Origin of the sequence: Nocardia violaceofusca NBRC 14427, assembly GCF_963869435.1 — a bacterium.
In the GTDB taxonomy this organism is placed as follows: domain Bacteria; phylum Actinomycetota; class Actinomycetes; order Mycobacteriales; family Mycobacteriaceae; genus Nocardia; species Nocardia aobensis.
In genome coordinates, this window is record NZ_CAWMPM010000023.1 from 17578 (window position 1) to 41735 (window position 24158).

At 69.1% G+C, this 24158-nt stretch carries 25 protein-coding genes; 8 read left to right on the forward strand and 17 right to left on the reverse strand.

The features are described 5' to 3' along the window. Positions 1-2: 2 nt before the first annotated feature. Complete coding sequence (locus tag AC5592_RS18665) at positions 3-1133, forward strand: Rv3169 family protein (RefSeq protein ID WP_051024780.1); 1131 nt, start codon at positions 3-5, stop codon at positions 1131-1133. Between the two features lie 162 nt (positions 1134-1295). Then, a complete protein-coding gene (locus tag AC5592_RS18670) occupies positions 1296-1805 on the forward strand; it encodes a hypothetical protein (protein WP_157122003.1) in 510 nt (169 codons plus the stop codon). Between the two features lie 187 nt (positions 1806-1992). Here AC5592_RS18670 and AC5592_RS18675 read toward each other — a convergent pair whose 3' ends face one another. From AC5592_RS18675 to purN, 5 genes are all read right to left on the reverse strand, one after another. Further along, complete coding sequence (locus AC5592_RS18675; RefSeq protein WP_063064974.1) at positions 1993-2367, reverse strand: cobalamin biosynthesis protein; 375 nt, start codon at positions 2365-2367, stop codon at positions 1993-1995. Between the two features lie 70 nt (positions 2368-2437). Further along, positions 2438-3976 carry a cobyrinic acid a,c-diamide synthase CobB gene (locus AC5592_RS18680; RefSeq protein WP_063064975.1) on the reverse strand — a complete coding sequence of 513 codons (1539 nt, stop codon included), beginning with the start codon at positions 3974-3976 and terminating at the stop codon, positions 2438-2440. A 13-nt stretch (positions 3977-3989) separates the two neighbouring features. Further along, positions 3990-4604: a cob(I)yrinic acid a,c-diamide adenosyltransferase gene (gene cobO, locus AC5592_RS18685; RefSeq protein WP_036503569.1), complete on the reverse strand. Its 615-nt coding sequence runs from the start codon at positions 4602-4604 to the stop codon at positions 3990-3992. 119 nt (positions 4605-4723) lie between these two features. Further along, entirely contained in the window at positions 4724-6775 is a 2052-nt protein-coding gene (locus AC5592_RS18690) for a magnesium chelatase subunit D family protein (protein WP_084506854.1), read from the reverse strand. Between the two features lie 53 nt (positions 6776-6828). Further along, a complete protein-coding gene (gene purN, locus AC5592_RS18695; protein WP_063064977.1) occupies positions 6829-7425 on the reverse strand; it encodes a phosphoribosylglycinamide formyltransferase in 597 nt (198 codons plus the stop codon). Positions 7426-7493: 68 nt separating this feature from the next. Between purN and AC5592_RS18700 the strand changes: the two genes are divergently transcribed. Further along, the gene (locus AC5592_RS18700; RefSeq protein ID WP_063064978.1) at positions 7494-8270 is read left to right on the forward strand and encodes an EI24 domain-containing protein; all 777 of its coding nucleotides are present in this window, start codon (positions 7494-7496) and stop codon (positions 8268-8270) included. Positions 8271-8349: 79 nt separating this feature from the next. Here AC5592_RS18700 and AC5592_RS18705 read toward each other — a convergent pair whose 3' ends face one another. Both AC5592_RS18705 and mqo read right to left on the reverse strand, forming a co-directional pair. Next, positions 8350-8799, reverse strand: coding sequence for a GNAT family N-acetyltransferase (locus AC5592_RS18705; RefSeq protein WP_030513138.1), 450 nt, complete (start codon positions 8797-8799; stop codon positions 8350-8352). 21 nt (positions 8800-8820) lie between these two features. Beyond that, the gene (gene mqo, locus AC5592_RS18710; RefSeq protein ID WP_063065029.1) at positions 8821-10338 is read right to left on the reverse strand and encodes a malate dehydrogenase (quinone); all 1518 of its coding nucleotides are present in this window, start codon (positions 10336-10338) and stop codon (positions 8821-8823) included. Positions 10339-10529: 191 nt separating this feature from the next. Between mqo and AC5592_RS18715 the strand changes: the two genes are divergently transcribed. Continuing rightward, complete coding sequence (locus AC5592_RS18715) at positions 10530-11543, forward strand: alpha/beta hydrolase (RefSeq protein ID WP_063064979.1); 1014 nt, start codon at positions 10530-10532, stop codon at positions 11541-11543. A gap of 50 nt (positions 11544-11593) precedes the next feature. On the opposite strand, the gene AC5592_RS18720 is transcribed toward AC5592_RS18715, so the two are convergent. The 5 genes from AC5592_RS18720 to AC5592_RS18740 all read right to left on the reverse strand — a co-directional run bounded on the left by AC5592_RS18720 (position 11594) and on the right by AC5592_RS18740 (position 16183). Continuing rightward, complete coding sequence (locus AC5592_RS18720) at positions 11594-12154, reverse strand: hypothetical protein (protein WP_036503519.1); 561 nt, start codon at positions 12152-12154, stop codon at positions 11594-11596. A gap of 193 nt (positions 12155-12347) precedes the next feature. Beyond that, on the reverse strand, positions 12348-13901 hold the full coding sequence (locus AC5592_RS18725; RefSeq protein WP_036503521.1) for a cobyric acid synthase: 1554 nt from the start codon (positions 13899-13901) through the stop codon (positions 12348-12350). A 31-nt stretch (positions 13902-13932) separates the two neighbouring features. After that, entirely contained in the window at positions 13933-14796 is an 864-nt protein-coding gene (gene map, locus AC5592_RS18730; protein ID WP_036503524.1) for a type I methionyl aminopeptidase, read from the reverse strand. Between the two features lie 59 nt (positions 14797-14855). Next, on the reverse strand, positions 14856-15287 hold the full coding sequence (locus AC5592_RS18735; RefSeq protein ID WP_083870910.1) for a hypothetical protein: 432 nt from the start codon (positions 15285-15287) through the stop codon (positions 14856-14858). Positions 15288-15568: 281 nt separating this feature from the next. Beyond that, positions 15569-16183 carry a TetR/AcrR family transcriptional regulator gene (locus AC5592_RS18740; RefSeq protein WP_063064980.1) on the reverse strand — a complete coding sequence of 205 codons (615 nt, stop codon included), beginning with the start codon at positions 16181-16183 and terminating at the stop codon, positions 15569-15571. 75 nt (positions 16184-16258) lie between these two features. Here AC5592_RS18740 and AC5592_RS18745 point away from each other — a divergent pair, with 75 nt between their 5' ends. Beyond that, positions 16259-16810 carry a peroxiredoxin-like family protein gene (locus tag AC5592_RS18745; RefSeq protein WP_063064981.1) on the forward strand — a complete coding sequence of 184 codons (552 nt, stop codon included), beginning with the start codon at positions 16259-16261 and terminating at the stop codon, positions 16808-16810. 15 nt (positions 16811-16825) lie between these two features. Here the strand turns inward: AC5592_RS18745 and AC5592_RS18750 are convergent, their stop codons facing one another. After that, positions 16826-17587 carry a pirin family protein gene (locus tag AC5592_RS18750; RefSeq protein ID WP_063064982.1) on the reverse strand — a complete coding sequence of 254 codons (762 nt, stop codon included), beginning with the start codon at positions 17585-17587 and terminating at the stop codon, positions 16826-16828. A 177-nt stretch (positions 17588-17764) separates the two neighbouring features. On the opposite strand from AC5592_RS18750, the gene AC5592_RS18755 reads away from it, so the two are divergent. Next, positions 17765-18628: a helix-turn-helix domain-containing protein gene (locus AC5592_RS18755; RefSeq protein ID WP_036503530.1), complete on the forward strand. Its 864-nt coding sequence runs from the start codon at positions 17765-17767 to the stop codon at positions 18626-18628. Between the two features lie 21 nt (positions 18629-18649). Here AC5592_RS18755 and AC5592_RS18760 read toward each other — a convergent pair whose 3' ends face one another. Both AC5592_RS18760 and AC5592_RS18765 read right to left on the reverse strand, forming a co-directional pair. Continuing rightward, on the reverse strand, positions 18650-19471 hold the full coding sequence (locus AC5592_RS18760) for an ABC transporter permease (RefSeq protein ID WP_083870890.1): 822 nt from the start codon (positions 19469-19471) through the stop codon (positions 18650-18652). After that, positions 19468-20301 (reverse strand): ABC transporter permease, encoded by an 834-nt coding sequence (locus AC5592_RS18765; protein WP_083870892.1) that lies wholly within the window; start codon positions 20299-20301, stop codon positions 19468-19470. The genes AC5592_RS18760 and AC5592_RS18765 overlap by 4 nt, the downstream gene beginning before the upstream one ends. Before the next feature lie 184 nt (positions 20302-20485). Here AC5592_RS18765 and AC5592_RS18770 point away from each other — a divergent pair, with 184 nt between their 5' ends. Then, on the forward strand, positions 20486-21016 hold the full coding sequence (locus AC5592_RS18770; protein WP_371507284.1) for a peroxynitrite isomerase: 531 nt from the start codon (positions 20486-20488) through the stop codon (positions 21014-21016). A 153-nt stretch (positions 21017-21169) separates the two neighbouring features. Next, positions 21170-21325, forward strand: a complete 156-nt coding sequence (locus AC5592_RS18775; protein ID WP_157122006.1) for a hypothetical protein — start codon at positions 21170-21172, stop codon at positions 21323-21325. Positions 21326-21391: 66 nt separating this feature from the next. Here the strand turns inward: AC5592_RS18775 and AC5592_RS18780 are convergent, their stop codons facing one another. Further along, positions 21392-23212, reverse strand: coding sequence for a penicillin-binding transpeptidase domain-containing protein (locus AC5592_RS18780; protein ID WP_083870913.1), 1821 nt, complete (start codon positions 23210-23212; stop codon positions 21392-21394). Between the two features lie 80 nt (positions 23213-23292). After that, entirely contained in the window at positions 23293-24153 is an 861-nt protein-coding gene (locus tag AC5592_RS18785; protein WP_083870899.1) for a GNAT family N-acetyltransferase, read from the reverse strand. Positions 24154-24158 lie beyond the last annotated feature (5 nt).

Below are 24158 nucleotides of genomic sequence, written 5' to 3' on the forward strand. Positions count from 1 at the left end.
TGATGGCAGGCATCGACGGACATCCGGCCCACCAGGCGCCGGTTCCGCTGGACGAATATCCGGTGCACCAGACGCCGCTGTCGCTGGCGCGCGCGGCCACCACCGACCGAAACTTCTACGACCGCAGCTACTTCAACGCGCACGACCGCAGCGGCGGAACGATGCTGGTCACCGGCTTCGGCGTCTATCCGAATCTCGGCGTGATCGACGCCTACGCCGCGGTCCGGCGCGGCGATATCCAGCGCACGGTCCGATTCTCGGACGCGCTGCCACCACGCGATCTGAATATGAGCGTCGGCGGCTATCGCATCGAGGTGATCGAACCGCTGCGGCGCGTCCGGGTGATCTGCGAGCACGACGATCTGTCGTTCGACCTCACCTGGGACGGGTCGTTTCCCGCCGTCCAGGAGCAGCCGCATCTCATCCACACCGGCAGCCGGCCGATCATCGACGCGTCCCGGTTCGCCCAGGTCGGCTCCTGGTCGGGGACCCTGCACGTCGACGGTGACGACATCGCCGTCGATCCGGACATCTGGATGGGGACCCGAGACCGGTCCTGGGGTATCCGGCCGGTCGGCGAGACCGAACCACCCGGCCGCGACGCGAGCGAACCGGCGGCGGGATTCTGGTGGCTCTACGTGCCGCTGCGGTTCGACGACTTCGCGATCGTGGTCATCGTGCAGGAGAATCCGGACGGCTTCCGCACCCTCAACGACGCCGTGCGGGTGTGGCCGGACGGGCGCGTCGAACAGCTCGGCTGGCCGCGCATTCACCTCGACTATCGTTCCGGCACGCGGATTCCCGTCTCCGCGCGGCTGGAGATGACCGCCGGTGACGGCTCCCCGCTGACCGTCGAGGTGCGTGCGCACACCTGCATTCCGCTGCATATCGGCTGTGGTTACGGCGGCGATCCGGATTGGCTGCACGGGCAGTGGAAGGGGCGCGACTGGTCGTCGAGCAGCAGCTACGACCTGACGGATCCGGCGGTGGCCGGGCGAATTCCGTGGGGCGTGATCGACCACGTCGGACAGGCGCGGTGCGGCGACGCCGAGGGCTGGGGGTTGTTCGAACACGGCAGCCTCGGTCGTCACGACCCGACCGGCTTCGCCGATTGGACCTCGGTCGCACCGTAACCCGAGCCCGCTCCGCGAGCAGCATTGCCGGGGCCGCTCCGCGAGCAGCATTGCCGGGGCCGCTCCGCGAGCCGTGCCCGATGTGAGCTGGATCTCGGGTAGCCTGCGACGGGATCGACGCCGGGCCGCCGGCCCGGGACGGCACAGCGAGAGGCAGGCACGATGAGCGGTTTCCGTGTTTCGCGTGGTACCTCCCAGGTTCTCCCAAGCCCGGCGCTGTCGTCCGGGCGGGCGTGGCGCGGCCGCACCCGGGCCGGGTTCGTCCTTGCGGCCGGGACGCTGGCGGGCGCAATCCTCCCGATCGTCGGGGCGGCTCCGGCCGAAGCGACGGTGGCCCCCACGATCGCGGTCTCGATGTCCGGTTCGGCACTGAGCCCGGTCAGCGGGGCGCTGGTCGGCTGTGCACAGAACGCGGTGGCGACGGTGCGCAACCCGGACGGCAGCCCCGTCACCCACGGCACGGTCGACTTCTTCAGTCACCTCTCGGGGATCAGCGGCAATATCGTCGGCACCGCGCCCGTGGTCAACGGGGTCGCCAGCATCGGATGGATGCCCGACCGGGCGGGCGAACACGTCGTCAGCGCGGTGTACTACGACGGACTCCCGGAACTCTCACCGGTCGCCGGATACACCATCGTGACGACCGCGAGCCTCGGCGGTGCCTGCGTATAAGGCGGTGCGGGGAAACAACTTTCATATCCGACCGGCCGAGTCCGCACCACCGCGGATCCGGCCGGGTTTCGTTCGGGCCGCCTATCCGCCGGGTTCGTCACGGCGGCCGGACCACGATTCGATCAGAGACGGGCGCTCGTGGCACCGCCTGCGAAACAGAGCCGGCGAGTATGGCGGGCGTCCCGCGTCATTCCTCCTCCGCGACGGCGACCGTGATGGTGCCGAACGCCCTCTTCGGCACGATCAACCGCCCGCGCCGACCCCAGCGCGCCCAGGCGAGCAGCGCGGCCGCTTCGGCGACACTCGGCGTGCCGACCGCGACGGCCGCACGGTCGCCCGGATGAGGAACGTCGACGTGAGCCAGTTCGTCCGCACCGAACCCGGTCACCGGCACCTCGAACGCGGCCGCAGCCGCCACCACTCCCGGCTCCTGTGCCCGCCGATCGATCGTCGCCAAACACCGGATCACGCCCTCCCCCACCACTTTCCGCACAGCCGCCACGATGGCTTCCGGCGCGGGATCCGGCCGCGCCCCCAGTCCCACGATCACCGCCCCGCTCATCGGGGTCTCCTCGTCCGGCTACGGTAAAGGTGTCTGTCGATCGGCCCCGAAGACGAAACATTCATCACCGTCATACGCTGGAGCATGCCGCGGCGAATCGTCTGCCTACCTCGACGAAACGCACTGCGGCCATGGGGTTTCCGGCAGGGTGGGTGTGCAGGTAGGACGCATGCACCTGACGTGCCACCGCACCTTCCCGGACCGCGGCATCGTCGTTGCGCCATCCCCAGGCGGGTAGGTGCGATCCCGTGGTGACCAAGCGGGTGCGGTGGAATTCGTGGCCGCGCACACGTTCTCCCGTGCGCCACAGCACCGAGTTGGCCAGCGCCACCGCATCCCGGTAGCCGAGGGTCAGGCGCGGTCCGAATTCGGCGGTGGCATCGAGGACTCCGGCCATGCGGTGCCCGTCCAGCGAGCGGGTCAGATAGAGCAGGCCCGCGCATTCGGCGTGAATCGGCATGCCTCGGGCCGCGGCCTCGGCGACCGCGATCAGCAGTGGCGTATTCGCGGCCAGATCGGCCGCATGCTCCTCCGGGAAGCCACCGGGCAGGATCAAACCGGCTGTCCCCGGGGGCAATTGCTCGTGCAACGGATCGAAGACCGCCACCCGCGCTCCGGCCGCCATCAGCAGTTCCCGATGTTCGGCGTAACCGAAGGTGAACGCCGGACCGCCCGCCATCGCGATGATCGGCGCCGACTCTCGCACCCCACTACCCGAGGCGGAAGTGGTTGCAAGCGTCTCCGGCCCGCCGTTCTGTTGCTGCCCCACCGTCTCCGCCGGGATCCGCGACCTGCCGATCGTAGGCGCCGTGCTGTCGAGAGGCAGCGCTCCGGGACCCCGCCACCGCAAATGCGGGGCCGCTGCCGCGACCTCACCGATCGGATCCCACGCGGGCCCGTCCACGTCGGCGGCCGCCAGTCGCGCGACCGCACCCACATCGACGTGCGCGCCGACGAGTTCGGTCATGGCCTCGACCGCCGCATGCGCCGCGGAACCGTGCTCGACCGCCGGAACGAGGCCGAGATGCCGTGCCGGAACCGATAATTCGTCCATCCGAGGTAGCGCGCCGAGCACCGGAAGGCCGACCCGGGCGCAGGCGGCGCGCAGCACCTGTTCGTGGCGCGGGCTGCCGACACGGTTGAGGATCACGCCGCCCAGCCGGATCCCGCTGTCGAAGGTCGCGAAGCCGTGCAGCAGGGCGGCCAGGCTCTGGCTGTGGCCGCGCGCGTCGACGACCAGCAGCACCGGGGCGCCGAGCAGCGCGGCGACCTGTGCGGTCGACCCCTCGGCGATCGGGGCGGGATTCGCGGCGTCGATCCGGCCGTCGAACAGGCCCATCACGCCCTCGACCACGGCCACATCGCAGCCCGCGCTGCCGTGCCGGTACAGCGGCACCACTTGCTCGGTACCGACCAGCACCGGATCCAGATTGCGTCCCGGCCGCTCGGCGGCCAGACCGTGATACCCGGGATCGATGTAGTCGGGTCCCACCTTGAACGGCGCGACCCGGTGTCCGGCGCGGCGCAGGGCTCCGATCAAACCGGTTGCCAGCGTGGTCTTTCCGCTGCCCGAGGCGGGCGCGGCGATCACCACGGCCGGAGTGCTCATCGGCCGCCCGCCGTCACCACTCGATACCTCGCTGACCCTTGCGCCCGGCGTCCATCGGATGTTTCACCTTGCTCATCTCGGTGACCAGATCCGCCGCATCGACCAGTGCCTGCGGGGCGTCGCGGCCGGTGATCACCACATGCTGGTTGCCGGGCCGGTTCCGCAGCGTCTCGACCACCTCGTCGACGTCCACCCAGCCCCATTTCAGCGGGTAGGTGAACTCGTCGAGGACGTAGAAGCGGTGCTGTTCGGCGGTCAGCCGGCGCGCGATCTCCCGCCATCCGGCCAGGGCGGCGGCGGCGTGATCGTCCTCGCTGCCCTGTTTGCGGGTCCACGACCAGCCCTCGCCCATCTTGTGCCATTCCACCGGGCCGCCGGTTCCGGTCTCCTCGTGCAGCCGGCCCAGGGTGCGGAAGGCGGCTTCCTCGCCGACCTTCCATTTCGCGCTCTTCACGAACTGGAAGACCGCGATATCGAATCCCTGATTCCAGGCCCGCAACGCCATCCCGAACGCGGCGGTCGACTTGCCCTTGCCGGGACCGGTGTGCACCGCCAGCACCGGCTGATTACGCCGCTGGCGAGTGGTCAGTCCGTCGTCGGGAATCGTCTCCGGAACGCCCTTCGGCATCGCTGCATCCTCCTGGTCGAGCACCTACGCATCACATTCCCACATCCGCGCCCTCGGCTTGCCGCGCGGGTCCGGCCGTCGCATGGTCCGACCGGTCGCGGGCGGTGTGGCGCGATCGCTCACGCCGCCAGGTGATGCGGCAGCCCGGACTTGACCGCGGCGGCGACCGAATCGCCGGTGAGCTCGCCGAGGCGCAGGTAGGTGGCGCGCAGTTCCCGGGCGAATTCGGCGGCCAGACCCAGCCGGACCATGCCGCGCTCGCAGTCCACGACCACACCGGCCACACCGTCGCGGGCGAGCAGGCGGGCGGCGGCGCGGGCACGCGGAATCGGATCGACACCGCCGGTGGCGCGGCCGTCGGTGAGCAGTACGACCATCGCGCGGCGCTGCGGATCGCGGACGTGTTCGCGCGCCACCACCTCGCGCGCCTTGAGCAATCCTTGTGCCAGTGGGGTTTTGCCGCCGGTGCGCAGATCGGCGAGGCGGCGGACCGCGATATCCACCGAGGAGGTCGGCGGCAGCACCAGTTCGGCCTCGCTGCCGCGCACGGTGATCACGGCGACCTTGTCGCGGCGCTGATAGGCATCGCGCAGCAGGGCCACCACCGCCCCGGTGACCGCCGACAGACGATCGCGGGCGGCCATCGACCCGGAGGCGTCGACCACGAACACCACCAGATTGCCTTCGCGCCCTTCGCGATACGCGCCCCGCAGATCGGTCGCCTCCAATGCCAGCGGGCCGTCGACGCGGCCGCGGGCATGCTGATGGGGCGCTGCGGCGAACAGGGTGCCCAGCAGATGCAGGCCGGTGGAGGTATCGGTGACCGACCGCACCACCCGGCCGTGCCGGGTGTGGGCGCGGGATCGGCGCCCGGGAGCACCCTCCCCGACCCCCGGGATCTCCCAGTGGGGCGGGCGGGCAACGGAATTCGCCGGGGTCGCCGCACTGCCCTCGCGGGCGCCGCCGCGCGGGCCGCCGCCCGGTGAGCCGGGACCGTCGTCGTCGGGGCCCTCGTCGCCGGGACCGCCGTCGGAGCCGTTGTTCTCGGCAGCTCCGGCGTCCGTATCCGGCTCGCGCTGGTCGTGATCGAACTCGCGCTGCGGATCGGACTCCGATTCCGCGGCGTCGCTTCGTGTTTCGTCTTCCGCGGCTCGACTCTGCTCGGCGCGGGCCCGTTCGGCCTCCTGTTCGGCATCGCGCATGGCATCGTCGAGTTGTTCGTCGGTGATGCCCGGTTCGTCGAACGGGTCGCGCCGACGGCGGTGCGGCAGTGCCAGTTCCGCGGCGATACGCACGTCGTCGGCAGTGACGCGGTCACTTCCGCGCCACGCCGCGTGCGCGGTCGCGGTCCGCGCCACCACCAGATCCGCGCGCATGCCGTCGACGTCGAAGGATGCGCACAGCGCCGCGATCCGGCGCAGTTCGATATCGTCGAGCGCCACCTCGACGAGGCGTTCGCGTGCGGCCAGAATGCGCTCGGCGACGTCGCGATCGGCGGCGGCGTAGGCGGTCGCGAAGCCGGCCGGATCGGCCTCGTAGTCGAGGCGGCGGCGCACCACGGCCATCCGCACGTCCACATCGCGGGAGGCCGCGACGTCGACGGTGAGGCCGAAGCGGTCCAGCAGCTGCGGGCGGAGTTCACCCTCCTCCGGGTTCATGGTGCCGACCAGGACGAATCGAGCCGGATGCGAATGCGACACCCCGTCGCGTTCGATGTGCACCCGCCCCATGGCCGCCGCGTCGAGCAGAACGTCGACCAGATGGTCGTGCAGCAGATTCACTTCGTCGACGTACAGCACACCGTGATGGGCGGCCGCCAGCAGCCCCGGCCGGAACGCCTGCTCCCCGTCGCGCAGCACCCGCTCCAGATCCAGCGATCCCACGACCCGGTCCTCGGTGGCACCGACCGGCAATTCCACCAGCCGGGCGGGCCGCTGCCCACTCTCGTCGGCCACCGGCGGCAACAACTGCGCAAGCGCCCGCACCACGGTCGATTTCGCGGTGCCCTTCTCCCCGCGCACCAGTACCCCGCCGATCCCCGGATGCACCGCACACAGAATCAGCGCCAGCTGCAGCTGCTCCTGCCCCACCACCGCCGAGAACGGAAACCCCGCCTCACCGTCGTGATGCGGGGACACAGCCGATGCGGATTCACCTCGGAAATCGGACACGCCCCCACTGTATGCGCGCCCCGTTCCGCCCCCGCACCGGGCTGCCCTGTCCGCTAGAGCCGCTCCCCCGCAGCGATCCGCCGCACCACCAGTGGCAACACCACATGTTCGGCCTCCAGCACCCGCGCGGCCAGGGTTTCGACGGTGTCGTCCGCGCGCACCGGAACCTCGCGATGCGCGATCACCCGGCCGGTGTCGTAGTCGCCGGCCACCAGATGCACCGTGGGCCCGGTGACCGCGACGCCGGACGCCAGCACCGCGTCGTGCACGCGATGGCCGAACATGCCGGCGCCGCCGAATCGCGGCAGGGGCGCCGGGTGGATGTTCAGTATTCGGGAATCGAAGTGCCGGCGCGTTCGTGGTCCGAGTTTCTTCATATAGCCCGCCGTCACCACCCAGTCGGTCGCGTGCTCGGCCAGAGCGGCGCGGATCGCCTCGTCCAATGCGTCGGGGTCCGGATGTGTCGCGCCCGAGAGATGCCGGGTCGGAATGCGATTCTCGCGGGCGTAGGCCAGACCCGCGGCGTCGCTGTTGTTGCCTATGACGACCGCGATCTCGAAGCGCGCGCCGGGTTCGACGGAGGACCGGTGGAGGGCGCGAAGATTCGAGCCGTGGTGTGAGACGAGCACGCCGACTCGCAGATTGCCCACACCTCGCAGTTTCCCACAGCTGTACGAGGGATTCGGCGCGCGTCCCACCCGCTGAATACGCTGGGCGGGTGCGGGATGTGGTGCGGGGCTTCGGGTATCTGATGCGGGGGCAGCGGTGGGCCGTGGCGCATCGCCGGGAGCTGGGGCTGGGGTTGCTGCCGGGCGTGGTCTCGATGGTGCTGTATCTGGGGCTGCTGGTGGCGCTGGTGTGGTTCGCGGGGGATCTGGTGGCGTGGGCGACGCCGTTCGCGGCGCACTGGTCGTCGCCGTGGCCCGGACTGGTGCGCGGCGGCCTGGCCGTGCTGCTGGTCCTGCTGGGGCTGTTCCTGGCAGTGATCACGTTCACCGCGGTGACGCTGGTGATCGGCCAGCCGTTCTACGAGGCCCTGTCGGAACGGGTGGACCGGTCGCTGTCGGCCGACGGCCGTGCGCCGGAATCGGGACTGCCGCTGTGGCGGGAGGTGTGGATCGGGGTCCGCGACGGGGTGCGCATTCTGATCCGGGCCGCGGTGTGGGGTGTGGCGCTGTTCTGCGCCGGATTCCTGCCGCTCGTCGGGCAGACCGTCGTCCCGGTGCTCGGGGTCTGCGTGGCCGGGTTCTTCCTGGCGCAGGAACTGACCGCGGTCGCGATGCTGCGCCGCGGAATCGAGTTGCGCGAACATCTGATTATGCTGCGTTCGCATCGAATGCTGGTGTGGGGCTTCGGCATTCCGCTGGCGGCCGCGTTCCTCGTGCCGTTCGTGGCGATCGTCCTGATGCCGGGTGCGGTCGCCGGCGCCACGATGCTCGCCCGCGAATTGTGCGGTGCGGACAGCGATCCGGCACCGGATCCGTTGCGGGACTGACAACCGGCACCCCGGCACGAGAGGGCCCCGCACCCGGGAACGGGATACGGGGCCGGCATCTCCGTGGTGGACCCGCCACTCAGCCCCTGCGCATGGGGATGTGCGCGATCCCGTCTTCCTCGTACTCCTCACCGTCGGGTTTGAACCCGTGCTTGGTGTAGAGGTCGACCAGATAGGTCTGGGCGTTCAAACGCACTGTCGCCGAACCGGCTTCGGCGATGGCCGCCTGCAGTACGCGGGTGGTGTAGCCGTGACCGCGCGCCTCGGGGGTGGTGCACAACCGGCCGATGCGGAACGACTTCACCCCGTTGTTGTGCTCCTCGAGCAGCCGCAGGGTGCAGATGATCTCACCCTCGTCGTCGAGCCAGAAGTGGCGTGTCTCGGGGAGCAGATCGAGCCCGTCCAGTTCCGGATAAGCGCATTTCTGCTCCACGACGAACACTTCGACGCGCAGTTTCAACAGCTTGTACAGCGTCGCGGTATCGAGATCCGCGGCCCACGACCGTTTGAGCGCAACCGTTGACATCATCGCGTCTTGCTATCACATGATTCAGCTGTGCGCGACCCCAGCGGCGATCGGCGTGTTGTCGACACGGCCGCTGCCGTTGAGATTGAGGGCCTTGGTCGACCAGTCCCACACCTCGTGGAACAGCGCCTGATTCTCCGAGAGCTTCACACCCAGCGACGGCACCATTTCCTTGAGCTTCGGTGTCCAGTCGGCGTATTCGCTCGGGAAGCACCGCTGCAGCACATCGATCATCGCGCTGACACAGGTGGAGGCGCCGGGCGAGGCGCCGAGCAGTCCGGCGATGGAACCGTCACCGGCGGCGATCACCGCGGTGCCGAGTTCCAGGACGCCGCCCGCACCCTTGCGCCGGATGATCTGCACGCGCTGACCGGCGGTGATCAGCTCCCAGTCGTGGCCGTCGGCGCGCGGGATGAACTCCTCCATGGTGTTCACCTTGCCCGCCGGCGACTTCAGCAGTTCGCTGACGAGGTACTTGACCAGGCCGAGTTCGGTGACGCCGACCCCCAGCATCGGGGTGACGTTGCCGGCCCGCACCGACTTGAACAGGTCGCTGAACTTGCCGTCCTTGAGGAACTTCGGGGTCCAGCCGGCATAGGGGCCGAACAGCAGGCCCGGCTTGCCGTTGATGACGCGAGTGTCCAAGTGCGGCACCGACATCGGCGGCGCACCGACGGCGGCCTTGCCGTACACCTTGGCGTTGTGCTTGGCGATCAGCTCGGGGTTGGTGCAGCGCAGGAACTGGCCGCTGACCGGGAATCCGGCGAAACCCTGGATTTCCTTGATGCCGGCCTTCTGCAGCAGCGGCAGCGCGTACCCACCCGCGCCGACGAAGACGAATTTGGCGTCGATCGTGCGCGTGGTGCGGGTGCGGGTGTTGCGAACCTTGACCGTCCAGCTGCCGTCGGACTTCTTGGACAGGTTGCGCACCTCGTTGCCGAACGCGATCTCCACGCCCGAGGAACCGAGGTAGGCCAGCAACTGCTTGGTCAGCGCGCCGAAGTCGATATCGGTGCCGGTCTGGGTCCAGTTCAGCGCGACCGGCTCGGAGAAGTCGCGGCCCCGGGCCATCAGCGGCAGGCGGCGGGTGAATTCGTCCGGGCTGTCGATGAACTCCATGCCCTCGAACAACGGGTGCCGCGACAGCGCCGCGTGGCGCTTGCGCAGATAGTCCACACCGTCGGCACCGTGGCAGAAGCTCACGTGCGGAATGGGATTGATGAAGCCCGACGGGTCGGCGAGCACGCCGTTCTCGGCGCCGTAGGCCCAGAACTGGCGCGACACCTGGAAGCGCTCGTTGATATCGATCGCCTTGGTGATGTCGACCGAACCGTCGGCGGCCTGCGGCGTGTAGTTCAGCTCGCACAGCGCCGAGTGGCCGGTGCCCGCGTTGTTCCACGGGTCGCTGCTCTCGGGCGCGGCCGCGTCCAGCCGCTCGAACATGGTGATCGACCAGTCGGGCTGCAACTGGCGAAGCAGTGCGCCCAGGGTGGCACTCATGATGCCGGCACCGATGAGGACTACATCGGTCTTTTCAGTCATCGCAGCGTTCGGCACGGGGTGATCGACTTCCTTGTCCAGCGCGGGCACTTGGTGAGCGGGTAATGAGGTTACCCGCCGTTCACTTCAACTTGATTCTGCCCCTCACCATGCCCGTTTCCGAAACCGTCACACATGCGCGTTCGCCACGGCTCGCCGTGCACGCCCCTGAGCGGGTCGAATATCGTGAAGCTGTGACGAACGAGACGCCCCTGGCCCCGTCGACCACCCACGCCTGGCAGCCCGATGTTCTGGGCGAGGGATATCGGCAGCTGACCATTCCGCTCGGGCCCGATCCCGACGGTGAGGGCGTCGTCGACGCCACCCTGGTCCGCCACGAGCCCGATATCGCCGAGCCGGCCACCAGCGCCGTGCTGTACGTGCACGGCTTCACCGACTACTTCTTCCAGAAGCATCTCGCCGAGCACATGAGTGCGCGCGGCTATCGCTTCTACGCTCTGGACCTGCGCAAGTGCGGGCGTTCGCGCCGGCCCGGCCAGACCGCGCACTACGCCAGCGACCTGCGGCTCTACGACGCGGAACTGGATCGCGCGGTGCAGATCGTGCGCGAGGAGACCGGATTGCCGGTGTTGCTGATGGCGCACTCCACCGGCGGTCTGGTGTTGCCGCTGTGGCTCAACCGCCGCGACGCCGCCGCCGAGGGCATCACCGGACTCGTGCTCAACAGCCCCTGGTTCGATCTGCAGGGCCCGGCCTACTACCGCCACGTCGGCACCGCCGTGATCGGCGGTGTGGGCCGGTTGCGCGCGATGACTCGCCTGCCCGGCGGCGAGCTGAGCACCTACGGCGACAGCCTGCACACCAGCGTCTCCGGCGAGTGGGACTACAACCTGGATTGGAAGCCGCTGGCCGGGTTCCCGGTGCATCTGGGCTGGCTGCGCGCCATCCGCAGGGGCCATGCGGAGCTGCATCGCGGGCTCGACGTCGGCGTTCCGGCGCTGATCCTGCGGTCGAAGGTGACGAAGTTCATGCGCAAGTACGGCCCGGCCGCCGATGTGTCGGATGTGGTGCTCGATGTGCGCCAGATTCAGCGCTGGTCGGGATGTCTGGGCGGGCGCACCAACATCGTGCCGATCGAGGGCGCTCGCCACGACGTGTTCCTCTCGGCGCCGGAGGTGCGCTCGCATGCGTTCACCGAGCTGGACGCGTGGCTGAGCTGGTTGCGCGACTTCCGCGACGCACACTGAATCACGTTGCCGCGCAGAGTGTTCGCCGCAGTTCTATCGGGAGCTCGCGCTCACCACAGACCCGAGCGCAGCACGATCTCGGTGGCGAATTCGTGATCGGCCTTGATCGGCACCTCGGCGGTGTCGACCTGGGTGACACGGAATTCGCCGAAGACGTGGCGACCGCAGGAATCGGCGACCCCGCGCGGCAGGTCCTCGGTGGCGATGACGGTGGTGGGCAACTCCACGGCCGGGCAGGTGGCATCGGCGGCGGTTCCGTCCACGGCCACGGCCGGATGCGGTCGCCCGGCCACCACCAGTCCGACGAATCGGCCGAAGCCGCGCGCGCCCAGCTGCCAGGCCAGTTCCGCGCCCGCGCCGTAACCAGCCAGGTTGGCCCAGGCCACGCCGAGATCGTCGAGGATGGCGTAGACCGCGGCCTTGTCCAGGCCGTCGATCGACTCCACCGTGATGGTGCGCAGATCGGAATTGTGCAGTCGCTCGCACACCTGGTCGTAGACGTCGGCCGGAGCTCCGGCGTCGGGTAGCAGCAGCACCGTATGCCTGGACTCCGGCCCGCCGACTCGTACGGTCCAGGCGCGGTCACCGACCGCGATTCGCCGGGTCTCCATGCCGATCAACGCTACACGGGAGCGGACGGGCGCACGCCATGTCCTCGGCCACGTTCCTCGCCCGGTGATGACGCGGATCGCACCGCTGTGAGGTGGGTGGCCCCGGCACCGGAAACTCGATCGCGGCACATCGAGCGAGTACGGCATCGGTCCGCGAACGGTTCCGGAGCGCCGCGCGCGACCGGACCAGCACTCACCGGCCGACGGTGAGAGTGGGCAACCCCGCGGGTGCGCCGTCGCTGATCAGGCGCTCGAGCGCCGCGATGTCGAGGTGTTTCTCGATCAGGTCGGCGAGCAGATCCAATTGAGCGGTACGCACCGCCTCCACACAGGTATCGGAGGCGACCGCGAAGCCGGTGCGACCGGCCTGCCGCGCGGCCTCCCGCAGCCAGGCGCGGCGGAACTCGTCGGATTCCAGCAGCCCGTGCAGATGTGTGCCGCGAACGGCCCCGCGCACGCTGCCTTCGCGCCTCTCCGGATCCGTCTCGACACCGCTGGTCTCGACCCAGGCCGGATCACCGCTGCGCCGCACCCGGCCGTGGTGAATCTCATAGCCGGACAAGGGGATTCCGGCGACGGCTCCCCCGCTCGCCGCGCCGTGGCCGGCAGTGCGTCGCAGCACCTTCGGATCGGCGAATTCGATCTCGAGGTCCAGCAGGCCGAGACCGGCGACCTCGCCCGCCCCGGATTCGACGTCGTCGTGGATGCGGCGGCCGAGCATCTGATAACCACCGCAGATGCCCAGCACCGGTTTTCCGGCGCCGGCGTGGGCCACGATCGCGTCCGCGATTCCGGTGCGGCGCAACCAGTTCAGATCCGAGACGGTGGATTTGCTCCCCGGAACGACGACCACGTCGGCGCCGGCCAGCCGCGATGGGTCGCTCACCCAGCGCACCGAAACCCCCGGCTCGCACGCCAGCGCCTCGATATCGGTGGAGTTGGAGATGCGTGGCAGCCGGATCGCGCCGACGCTCAGCCATTCGGTGCCCACCGGCGGGCGCGGGCGGCCGACCGGGGCGTCGGCGACCGTGCCGAGCGAATCCTCCGCGTCGATCCACAACTCGTCGCTGTAGGGCAGGACCCCGAGCGTCGGGCGGCCGGTGAGCGCGGTCAGCTGGTCCAGCCCCGGCCGCAGCAATTCCACGTCGCCGCGGAACTTGTTGACGATGTAGCCCGAGATCAACTGCTGATCCTCGGGATCGAGAATGGCGACGGTGCCGAACAGGTGCGCCAGCACCCCGCCGCGATCGATATCGCCCACCAGCAGGACCGGCAACCGCGCGGCCCGCGCGAGACCCATATTCGCCAGATCGGTCGCGCGCAGGTTGATCTCGGCGGGTGAGCCGGCGCCCTCGCAGATCACCACGTCGAATTCGGCACGCAGGGCGGCGAGTTCACCGGCCACCACCTCTCGCAACCGCCGCCGGTGCCGGAAATAGTCGCGGGCGCCCACGGTGTCGACGGCGATACCGCGCACCACCAGCTGCGAGCGGCGATCGCTGCCGGGTTTGAGCAGTACCGGATTGAACCGCACGCTGGGTTCGAGGCCGCAGGCGCGCGCCTGCAACGCCTGTGCCCGTCCGATCTCACCCCCGTCCAGGGTTACGACCGAATTGTTGGACATGTTCTGCGCCTTGAACGGCGCCACCCGCACGCCGCGCCGCGCCAGCATCCGGCAGATGCCGGCCACCACCACGCTTTTGCCGGCATCGGAGGTGGTGCCGGCGATCAACAGCGCGCCGTTCACCGCGTCACCGCGCCGGTCGCAGCGGCGAACCTCATGGGAGCGTGAGGATTTCGGCGCCTTCCTCGGTCACGACCAGCGTGTGCTCGAATTGCGCGGTCCACTTGCGGTCCTTGGTGACCACGGTCCAGCCGTCGTCCCAGATCTCGTAATCGATACCGCCGAGGTTGATCATCGGCTCGATGGTGAAGGTCATACCCGGCTCGATGACCGATTCGATGGCGGGCTGGTCGTAGTGCAGGATCACCAGGCCGCTGTGGAAGGTCGGGCCGACACCGTGGCCGGTGAAGTCGCGGACCACGCCGTAGCCGAAACGGTTCGCATACGACTCGATGACCCGCCCGATCACGTTCAGCGCACGACCGGGCCGGACCGCCTTGATGGCCCGCATGGTGGCCTCGTGGGTGCGCTCCACCAGCAGCCGGGCCTCCTCGTCGACGTCACCGGCGAGGAAGGTGGCGTTCGTATCGCCGTGCACGCCGTTGATGTAGGCCGTGACGTCGATATTGACGATGTCACCGTCCTCGATCACCGTGGAGTCCGGAATGCCGTGGCAGATCACCTCGTTCAGCGAGGTGCAGCAGGATTTGGGGAAACCCTTGTAACCCAGGGTCGACGGGTAGGCCCCGTGATCGCAGAGATAGTCGTGCACGACGGCGTCGAGGTGATCGGTGGTGACGCCCGGGGCGACGGCTTTACCGGCCTCCTGCAGCGCCTGGGCGGCCAGTTTGCTCGCCAGCCGCATCTTCTCGATGGTCTCCGGCGTCTGCACCCACGGTTCGCGGCCCTCGTTCACGGTCTTCTTCCACGCGTACTCCGGCCGCTCGATCGAGCGCGGCACCTCGCGCACGGGCGAGAGCGTTCCGGGGGCGAGTGGCTTGCGGGTGCGCACAGACATGTATCCAGACTATCCGCCCCGGGACGGGGCCACGGCGGCGACGCCGCTGTGCGCTGGGGTTACCGGGCGGGCGGCGCGGTGACGCCGCTGACGAGGTCGGTATAGCCGTCGACCAGTTCGGCGAGGTGATACCAGTGCTTGTGGGTGGTGTCGCTGCGGGCGCCGTCGCGGTCGATGGCACGGTTGGCGGCGACCCAGCTGCCGGCCATGCGGTCCACCATCGGCCCGAGGACATCGGTGCGCAGCGCGACACCGGTGCGATAACCCGGCAATTCGCGTTCGACCCATTCGTTGATGTCGTCGATGAGTTCACCGCGGCGGCAGTCGATTTCCGCGATGAGAATCGGGTCGGCGATCTGCGCGCGCCGGGTGTGCAGTTCGGCCAGCGCCCGGGCGGACCGCAACAGTTCGCGGTCCGGGAATCGCCGACCTTGGAAGGCGCACAACAATTGCGGGGCTGCGGGTAACGCACTGGCAATCGAAGTCGTCATCGTCGCACCGTCATCACTGATCTCCGGATTTCGCTCGTCCGTCGTTCGGATCGAATGTGGCGAATTCAAGGGTAGATCGGATTCTGCTCTTGCATATGCAAGAACGCAAGATTGCGTCCGCATTGCTGGAATCACGGTGTGGTCACAGTCTTCCCAGCGTCGGAGTATGCCCGCGACGTGCGGTGATACCTCGAGAACGACTGCGCTGGTAATCATTTCACGGGCCGTCCATCCATGGCCGGAACCCGCGACGGCGCGTCGGCAGTGATCATGCGATGCGCTCAGTGTGGCGACAAACCACGCAAAACGATCTCCATACCGCCGCGAAACTCCTCCTCGGCGGAGATGTCGCGGGCCTGCGCGGCGGTTTCGATGAGGTACGGATAGTCGGTCGGCGGCAGCGTAGTGATCGCCGCGGTGCCCGCACCGCCGATCGCGGCGTGGTGTTCGTTCTCCAGACAGCCGAGCAGGAAGGCCACCAGCGTCCGCTGAGCTATCACTCGCTCCCGCCCCGTGAAACCGCCCGCGGTGAGCGCGGCGAGGGTGGCATCCATCCATCGCAGTGCGGCCGGACTGACGTGCCGATGCCGCGGCACCAGCGGCGCCGCCGCCGGATGGGCCGCGACCGCCGCCCGCATGCGCTCGAGCAATACCGCGATCGCCGCCCGCCAGTCGGCGTCGACGGGGGTGGACACATCGACGTCGCCGAGCAGCCGGTCGACGATCAGCACTTCGAGAGCCTCCCGGTCGGCCACATAGCGATACAGCGCCATGGTGGCCATACCCAGTTCGGCGGCCACCGCGCGCATGGTCAGACCGGGCAGGCCCGCGCGGTCGATCACGGCGAGGGCCGCCGTCGACAGGTCCGCGGTGGTCAGCGAGCGAGGGCGGGGCACGGATTGACAGCGTACAAGATACGCGCATACTGGTCCGTAGGCGTACGAGGTACACCTACCTACCGAGGAGCATGCATGTCGGCACCCACCACCGTCGCGAGCCGGACCCTGACCGCGGTCACCGGCGAACCGATTCCCGTCCCCGATCCCGATCGCCTGATTCATCTGCAATTCCGCCGGTTCGCCGGATGCCCCGTCTGTCATCGCCATCTGCGCACCTTCGTCACCCGGCATGCCGAGATCGAGGCCGCCGGAATCCGCGAAGTCGCCGTCTTCCATTCCGCGGCAGCCGAATTGACCGACTATGCCGCCGATATCCCGTTCGACCTGATCGCCGATCCGGACAAGACGCTGTATCGCGAATTCGGCGTGGAATCCGCACCTCGCGCACTGCTGCATCCGCGGGCGTGGCCAGGCATCGCACTGGCGATCGGCAGCGCCGTCGGACCGATGGCGCGCGGCGAACAACCCACCCCCCGCGGCACCCCGCAGGGCGGCCGCCTCGGCCTGCCCGCCGATTTCCTCATCGCCTCCGACGGTTCCCTCGCCGCCTCCCACTACGGCACACACGCCGACGACCAGTGGACGGTCGACGACGTGCTCTCCCGCGCACGGAAAGCCGGCTGACGAAGGCCGAGCCGGTCAGGCGGTGCTCGCGTGCATCTCCCAGATCAGCACCTCGCTCGGCGCCACGGCCGTGATGCGTTGCCCGCCGGTGGCCGTGGTGCGAACCGCGTCACCGGCGGACAAGCTCGTCCGCCCGTCGGCCGTGCCCTCGAAGACGACGGATCCGCGGGCGAGGAAGATGTGGCCGAACGGCGCCTCCGGCACCAGGACCGAACGGCCCGGGTCCAGCCGTGCGACATGGAAGGCCGCGTAGCGGTTGCCGAGGGTGATCGCCGTCTCGCCGCGGTGCCGGGACATTCCGGATGCGACGGTGACCAACTCGTTGTGCGACAGGCCGGCCTCGACATCGGCTTCCTGATAGCTCGGCGTCCGACCGGCCTCGTCCGGCGGAATCCACATCTGCACCACGTGCAGGTTCGCGCGCTCGCCGTACACCGCGCCGTTGCGCTCGGAATGCAGGATGCCGGTTCCCGCGCTCATGCGCTGCGCCAGACCGGGACGGATCAGGCCCGAGTGGCCTGCCGAATCCTGGTGCACCACAGTGCCTTCCAGGACCCACGTGACGATCTCGGTATTCAGATGCTGATGCGTGTCGAAACCGGCACCGGCCTCGACGACATCCTCGTTGTGCACCAGCAACATTCCGTGCGCGTTGGCGGCGAGATCGAAATTGCCGGTCGCGGGAAACGACTGCCGGGAATCGAGCCATTCGTTCTTCCAGCCGTATCGCTGCCCGGACCGTACGACCCGCACCGCCCCCACTGCCGTCGGCGCCATGGCGATCGACCTCCGTTCCACCGTATTTCTCCTGCTGCAATCCGCGGGCAATCGCGGATATTCCCAGCGGGCAGGATCGCGCCGGGACCTGCGCGGCGGGCGGTATGCTCGCCCGACCGTTCCCATATCCGTGGAACGTGCTCGAGCGTCCCGAATCTCACAAGGAGTACGCGCGCGATGGCAGGTAAACGCACGGTGCTGACGGTTCAGCTGCGGCGGCTCGCCGCACTGCTGTCGGAGATGCGTGAGCAGGCGGGGATCAGCAAGGAGGTGGTCAGCGCGCGCACCGGCATCAACGTCACCACGCTCTACCGGATCGAAACCGCGCAGGCGCGCCCGCAGCGACGCACCCTCACCGCGATGCTCGACCTGTACGGCATCGGCGAACCGCAACGCTCCGACGCGGTGCAGTTGCTGATGGAGGCGCAGAAGCCGGGTATGTCACGCCCGTTCGAGGCGGCTGTCTCGGAGGTCTACGCCGCCTACATCAACTTCGAGACCGAGGCGCTGTCGGCGCGTCTGTTCCAGACCTCGTTCATCCCCGGCCTGCTGCAGACCGAGCGCTACGCGTGGGCGGTCCTGGATACCGCGATGCCCAAGGTCGAGACCTCGGTGATCGAACAGCGCCTGCGGGCCCGGGTGGAGCGCTCCAAGGTGCTGACCCGCGACGGGAATCCGCTGGAATTGTGGGTGGTCCTCGACGAGGCCGCGATCCGCCGGGTCGTCGGCGGGCCGGAGGTGATGCGCGAGCAGTTGCTGCGCCTCACCGAGGACACCGACAAGCGCAATGTCATCCTGCAGGTGCTGCCGTTCGGCGCCGGTGCCCATCCGGCGATGGTCGGCTCCTTCGTCGTCCTCGACTTCCCCGATCCGGCCGACCCCGAACTGGTCTACGTCGAAGGCATCGCCGGCGACGATATCGTCGAGGGCCACAACGAGATTCGGCGCTTCGGCGTGATGTTCGACCAGTTGCGCGCGATGGCGTTGAGCCCGCGTGATTCCGCGGAGATGATCAACGAGATCGCCGACGGACTGCGCTGAGCGACCCCGTCCCGGCCCCGCTCACTGCCGGCTGGCACGCCGGAATCCGACCGCCGCCGGCACCGCGAACACGACCATCGCACCGACCGACCATCCCACCGTCGCCCACAGCGGCCCGCGGGCCGACTCGCCGAGCGCCAGCGCGCTCATCGAGTCGATCGCCGTGGACAGCGGCTGATGGGCCACGATCGGCTGCGCCCAGTCGGGATAGGCGGGCAGCGGGACGAATCCGGTGCTGAAGAACATCAGCAGCGAGGACCCGAGCGAGATGGCCTCCACCACGAACGTTTTGGCCGAATACACCGCCACCGCCGTCACCATGGTGGCGAATCCGATTCCGTAGAGCAGCGGCACCCCGAGCACCGCGAGTGCGGCGGCGGGACGGTGGAACCGGAAACCGAGCGCCATGCCCACCGCGAAGAGCACCACCGTGCAGAGCACGATCCGGGCGACCTCGGCGAGCAGCCGCGACAGCAATCCCGAGGCGCGGTGTACCGGCAGCGCCCAGAACCGGCCCAGCAGACCCGCGTCGCGTTCGCGGCCCAGCGTCACCGCCCCGGCCAGCGATCCCGACATCACCGACACCATGGTCACCATCGGCACCGAACCGTAGAGCGCGTCGACGCCGGAGAACGACGAGATCTGCCGGCCGAGCACCGTATTCAGCATCACCAGCAGCAGCGCCGGGAAGACCAGGATTTGCGCCGTCGTGAGCGGATCGCGGCGCCACCGCCGCAGCAGCCGGCCGGTCTGCACCAGGGTCTGCGGCAGCAGATACCGCCAGCGCTCGGTATCCACCTGCACGGTGGCCAATTCGCGCACTGCGGTGTCCGCCCCCGTCATCGCTGCCTCCGTACGGCCAGCACCACCGACCCGGCGCCGAAGACCAGCAGCCCGGCCACCGTCCACACCACACCCGGCCCGATCGTCGACCGGTCCACCGCCGTCGCGAAACCCGGCTTGTCACCCGCGAGCGCCCGCATCGCGTCGACGAACTGCGACACCGGCTGGTTCCGTGCGAAACCCTGAATCCACGGCGGGAATTGAGAGGCCGGCGCGAACCCGGTGGACACCATGCCGAGAATCAACTGCGGCAGGATCAGCACCTGGGTGGTGGCCTCCGGCGACTTCGACAGCGCCCCCAGCAGATCACCGAACAGACCCAGCATCACCCCGACCGACACCGCGAACAAGACGAAACCCAGGGTTTCCCAGTTACTTCCGCCGAATCGAAAACCGATCACGTGCGCGGCCAGCAGCGCCGCCGCCAATGCGACCACGACGCGGTATCCGGTGGCGGCGGTGCGGGCCGTCAACGGTGCGATCGACGGAATGGGCATGGTCGCCAGCCGGGCATCGAGACCGTCGCGGGCATCGACCGCCGCGCGCAGCGCGGCCGCGGACGCGCAGAACGACACCGCCTGCATGACGATCATCGGCATCAGGAACTGGGCGTAGCTGCTCGCCCCGTGCCCGGCGAAACTCATCACCCGATTCAGCGGTACGTAGAACCCCAGGGTGAACACCGTCGGCGCCAGCACCGCCGTCAGCACCTCGCCGTTGCGCAGCGACGGCCGGATCTGGCGCCGGGTGAGCACCCAGCACGGCAGCCACCAGCCGCGCAGCACGGCATGCGCGCCCCGCCGCGGCATCGCCTGGATTCGCACGGTCATCGCCTGCTCCGTTCGCACCCGGTCGGCATCCGTCCATCACACCAGACCCGGGGCCGCCGCGGCGCGATCTCCGCGCAAAGCGCGGTCCGATTCGCGATGTATGTCGCGACCTACCGGCTCTCGTCCCGGACGAACCGGACCAGGCCGCGTGGTCCTCCCACCCTCTGCGGCGCGGGGAACTAAGCTGTGCGCCGTGCTCGAACCCCAACCCGCCGTCGCCCCCCATCCGGATATCGCCCATCTGGCTCCGCTGCTGGGCACCTGGCGGGGCTCCGGCCACGGGGAGTACCCGACCATCGAGCCGTTCGACTATCACGAGGAAATCCGGTTCGGCCACGTCGGCCGGCCGTTCCTCACCTACCGGCAGCGCACCCGCCACGCCGGCGACGGCCGCTCGCTGCACGCCGAGACCGGCTATCTGCGCTCGATCGGCGCGGACCGGGTCGAACTGATCCTCGCCCATCCCACCGGGATCACCGAGATCTGCGAAGGGCGGATCGCCGTCGCCGAGGACGGGCTGCGGCTCGAACTCGATTCCACTCATATCGGCAACTCCAGTACGGCGAAGTCGGTCACCGCGCTGGGCCGCTCGATCCATCTGTCCGGGGACACGATCGATTACAAGCTGCGGATGGCGGCCGTCGGGCAACCGAAGCAACACCATCTGTCGGCCAGCTTGCACCGCGCTGAACAGAATGAGAAATTGACGGGGTAACCAGGCTTTTCATGGCCTTTTCCGCTGCGCATTCCGGCGCAGGGGGTTGTCGGCGCGCGGTTCGCCGGTTTACGGTTTTCCAGGTCGGCTAATAGTCGGCGAACCCGATGGTTCGATGCCAGTGGCTCTCACTCACCGACAAGGGAGAAGACCATGAAGCGTTCGACGCTCACGCTGATCACCGCGGGGATGATCCTCGCCGGGACCGGGGCCGTGGAGATTCTGGGAGATGGTTCGGCCGGGGCGTCACCCCCGACCGAGCACGCGACCTCGGCATCCGTCGGTGGAACGGAGGTGCAGGGACAATAAACGGCACCCGAACTACCCAGCTTTCACCCCGTGACCGGACGCGCCGAGCGTCCGGTCACGATCGTTTCAGGCACTCCCCGGCGGCAGAGCCGCCAGCATATCCCTGGTCACCGCGACCGCGTTGTCGGAACTTCCGCCGCGCACCAGCAGGGTGGCCCACGCCAGATCGCCGCGATAGCCGATGAACCACGAATGCGATCCGCCGTCGACCTCCGCCTCACCGGTCTTGCCGAACACCTCACCCTGGTCGGCGATCCGCTCCGCCGTACCGCCGGTGACCACCTTGCGCATCATCGCCTGCAACCCCTCCACCACCTGCGGCGACAGGTTCGGCCGATCGCCGTGCACGGCGGTCTCGTGCCCGGAGATCAGATACGGCGTCGGCGCCGAGCCGTGCGCGACCGTCGCCGCCACCAGCGCCATGCCGAACGGACTGACCACCACCTTGCCCTGGCCGATACCGTCCTCGGTGCGGACCACCTCGTCGTCGGCGTGCGGCACCGAGCCCGATACGGTCGGCAACCCGGCCACGGTGTAGTCCGGGCCGACTCCCATCCGCGCCGCCGCGTCGGTCAGTGCCGTCCCCGGCAGTTCGCTGGCCAATTTCGCGAAGGCCGTATTGCAGGAACGTTCGTACGCCGTCGACATCGGCACATCGCCGAGGGAGAACTCGTCGTAGTTCGGAATCGTGCGCTCCCCCACCACGATTCGGCTCGGGCATGGGACGACGGTGTCCGGGTTCGCGATGTCGGCGGTCATCGCGGCGGCGGCGGTGACGGTTTTGAAGGTGGAGCCGGGCGGATACAGCCCGGTCGTCGCGACCGGACCGTCGGTGTCGGCGGCCTCGTTCTGCGCCACCGCGAGGATCGCTCCGGTCGAGGGCTGGATCACCACCATCATGGTCTGCTCGCGGCGCGGGTCGACGGCCCGCTGCGCGGCGTTCTGCACGGTGCGGTCGATACTCAGCGAGAACGACGGTGCCGGTTGCGGCGCAACCTCTTTCAGCACATCGGTGTCGACACCGTCGGCATTCACGGTGACCACGCTCCAGCCGGCCTTGCCGTCGACCTCGTCGATGACGGTCTTGCGGATCTGGGTCATCAGATCGGGCGCGAAATGCCGGTCGGTCGGGATGAGGTCCCATTGCCGGTCGGTGGTCACCCCGGGCAGGCCCAGCAACTGTCCGCTGACCTGATCGAATTCCCAGTCGCTCAGGCCCAGCACGAGTGCGGGGCCGCGTTGTTTGCGGGCGGCGGCCAGGATCGCGTCGGTGGTCACGGTGTCGTCGAACTGCTTGAGCGCGGCCGACAGCGCACCGGCCACATAACCCGGGTCCGGGGCGTCGGACACCGTGAACGATATCCGGTGCACCACACCCGGAACCAGGACGTCGCTGCCGGATCGTTCGTTGACCCGGGCGCGGGGCGCCGGGGTGGTGCGCAGGTGCAGATTCTGGGTGTCACCCAATTTCGGGTGTATGTCGGAAGCGCTCCAGCGCACCTTCCACTGCCCGCCGCTGCGGCCCATCTGCAACTGTCCGGAGTAGGTCCAGACGCGGTCCTTCGGCAGTGTCCACTCGTAGGTGTAGTCGACGGTGGCGGTATCGCCGGTGACGCGCGCGGAGCCGGTGTGCGCGGTCAGGTGCTGTGCCTGCAGGTTCTGCCACGCCGAAGCCAGTGCCGCCGAGGCCTTCTCGGGCTGCGTGGTCAGATCGGCGGCGTCCGCCGGATCCTGCCGGGCGAAGGCCGCCAGGAAGGAGTCGGCGGCGGCGACCGGCCCCCGCGGTCCGGACGAACACGCGCCCGCCGTCATCACCACGGCGGCGGCCGCACTCAGCACCAGCGCGCGGGGCGCCCACGCGCGCGGCGCACATCTCGACTTCGACATCGCCACCGATGGTAGCCAGCCGGTCGCTGGTAAACGTTGCGACACACTGGCTTTGCCCGGTGCGCGGCGGAACCGGGCGTTCAGTCCACGAGGATCGTCGCGAATGTCGCGACCTGATGGAAGCCGACCTTGGCGTAGGCGCGGCGGGCGACCTCGTTGTAGGAGTTCACGTACAGGCTCGCGGTCCGCCCCGCCGCGACCACCGCATCGGCGACCGCGGCCGTCCCGGCGGTGCCCAGGCCTCGCCCGCGCCACTGCGGATGCACCCAGACGCCCTGGATCTGGCCGGTCCGCCGGGACATGGCTCCCACCTCGGCCTTGTAGACGACCTCACCGTCCTCGAAGCGCGCCCAGGCGCGGCCCGCTTCGATGAGGCTCGCGACGCGACGCCGGTATCCGCGACCACCGTCACCGGCCCGCGGATCGACGCCGATCTCCTCGGTGAACATGGCGACCGCGGCGACCAGATACCGTTCCAGCTCGTCACCGCGCACGCGGCGCACCTTCGGATCGGGGACGGCCTGGGCGCGGCCGTCGAGGGCCAGCAGCGGCTGATCGGCGCGGATCTCGCGCGGCGGACCCCACCGCTGCTCCAGCGTCTCCCACAGCGGCAACGCCAATTCCTGGCGGCCCACCACCGAGGAGCACACCCGCGGCCAGCGGGCCGCCCGGTCGGCGAAGGCGCGCATATCGTCGGTCGTCCCACGCAGCGGCACCAGATTGGCGCCGGAGAAACACAGCGAATCCGTCGGGGTGCCCCGCGTCCACAGTTCCCCGCCGCCGCGATTGTCCAGACCGTATTCCTGCAGGCGCGCGGCGACCATGCACCCGGCCACCGGATCGGTGTCCAGCACTTCCAGCACCTGCGCCAGATCGCGATCCGCGAGCTGACGAGCACCGGAAATCCGTGACCGGCGCGACGGTTCCAGCACACTCCGCACGCTCC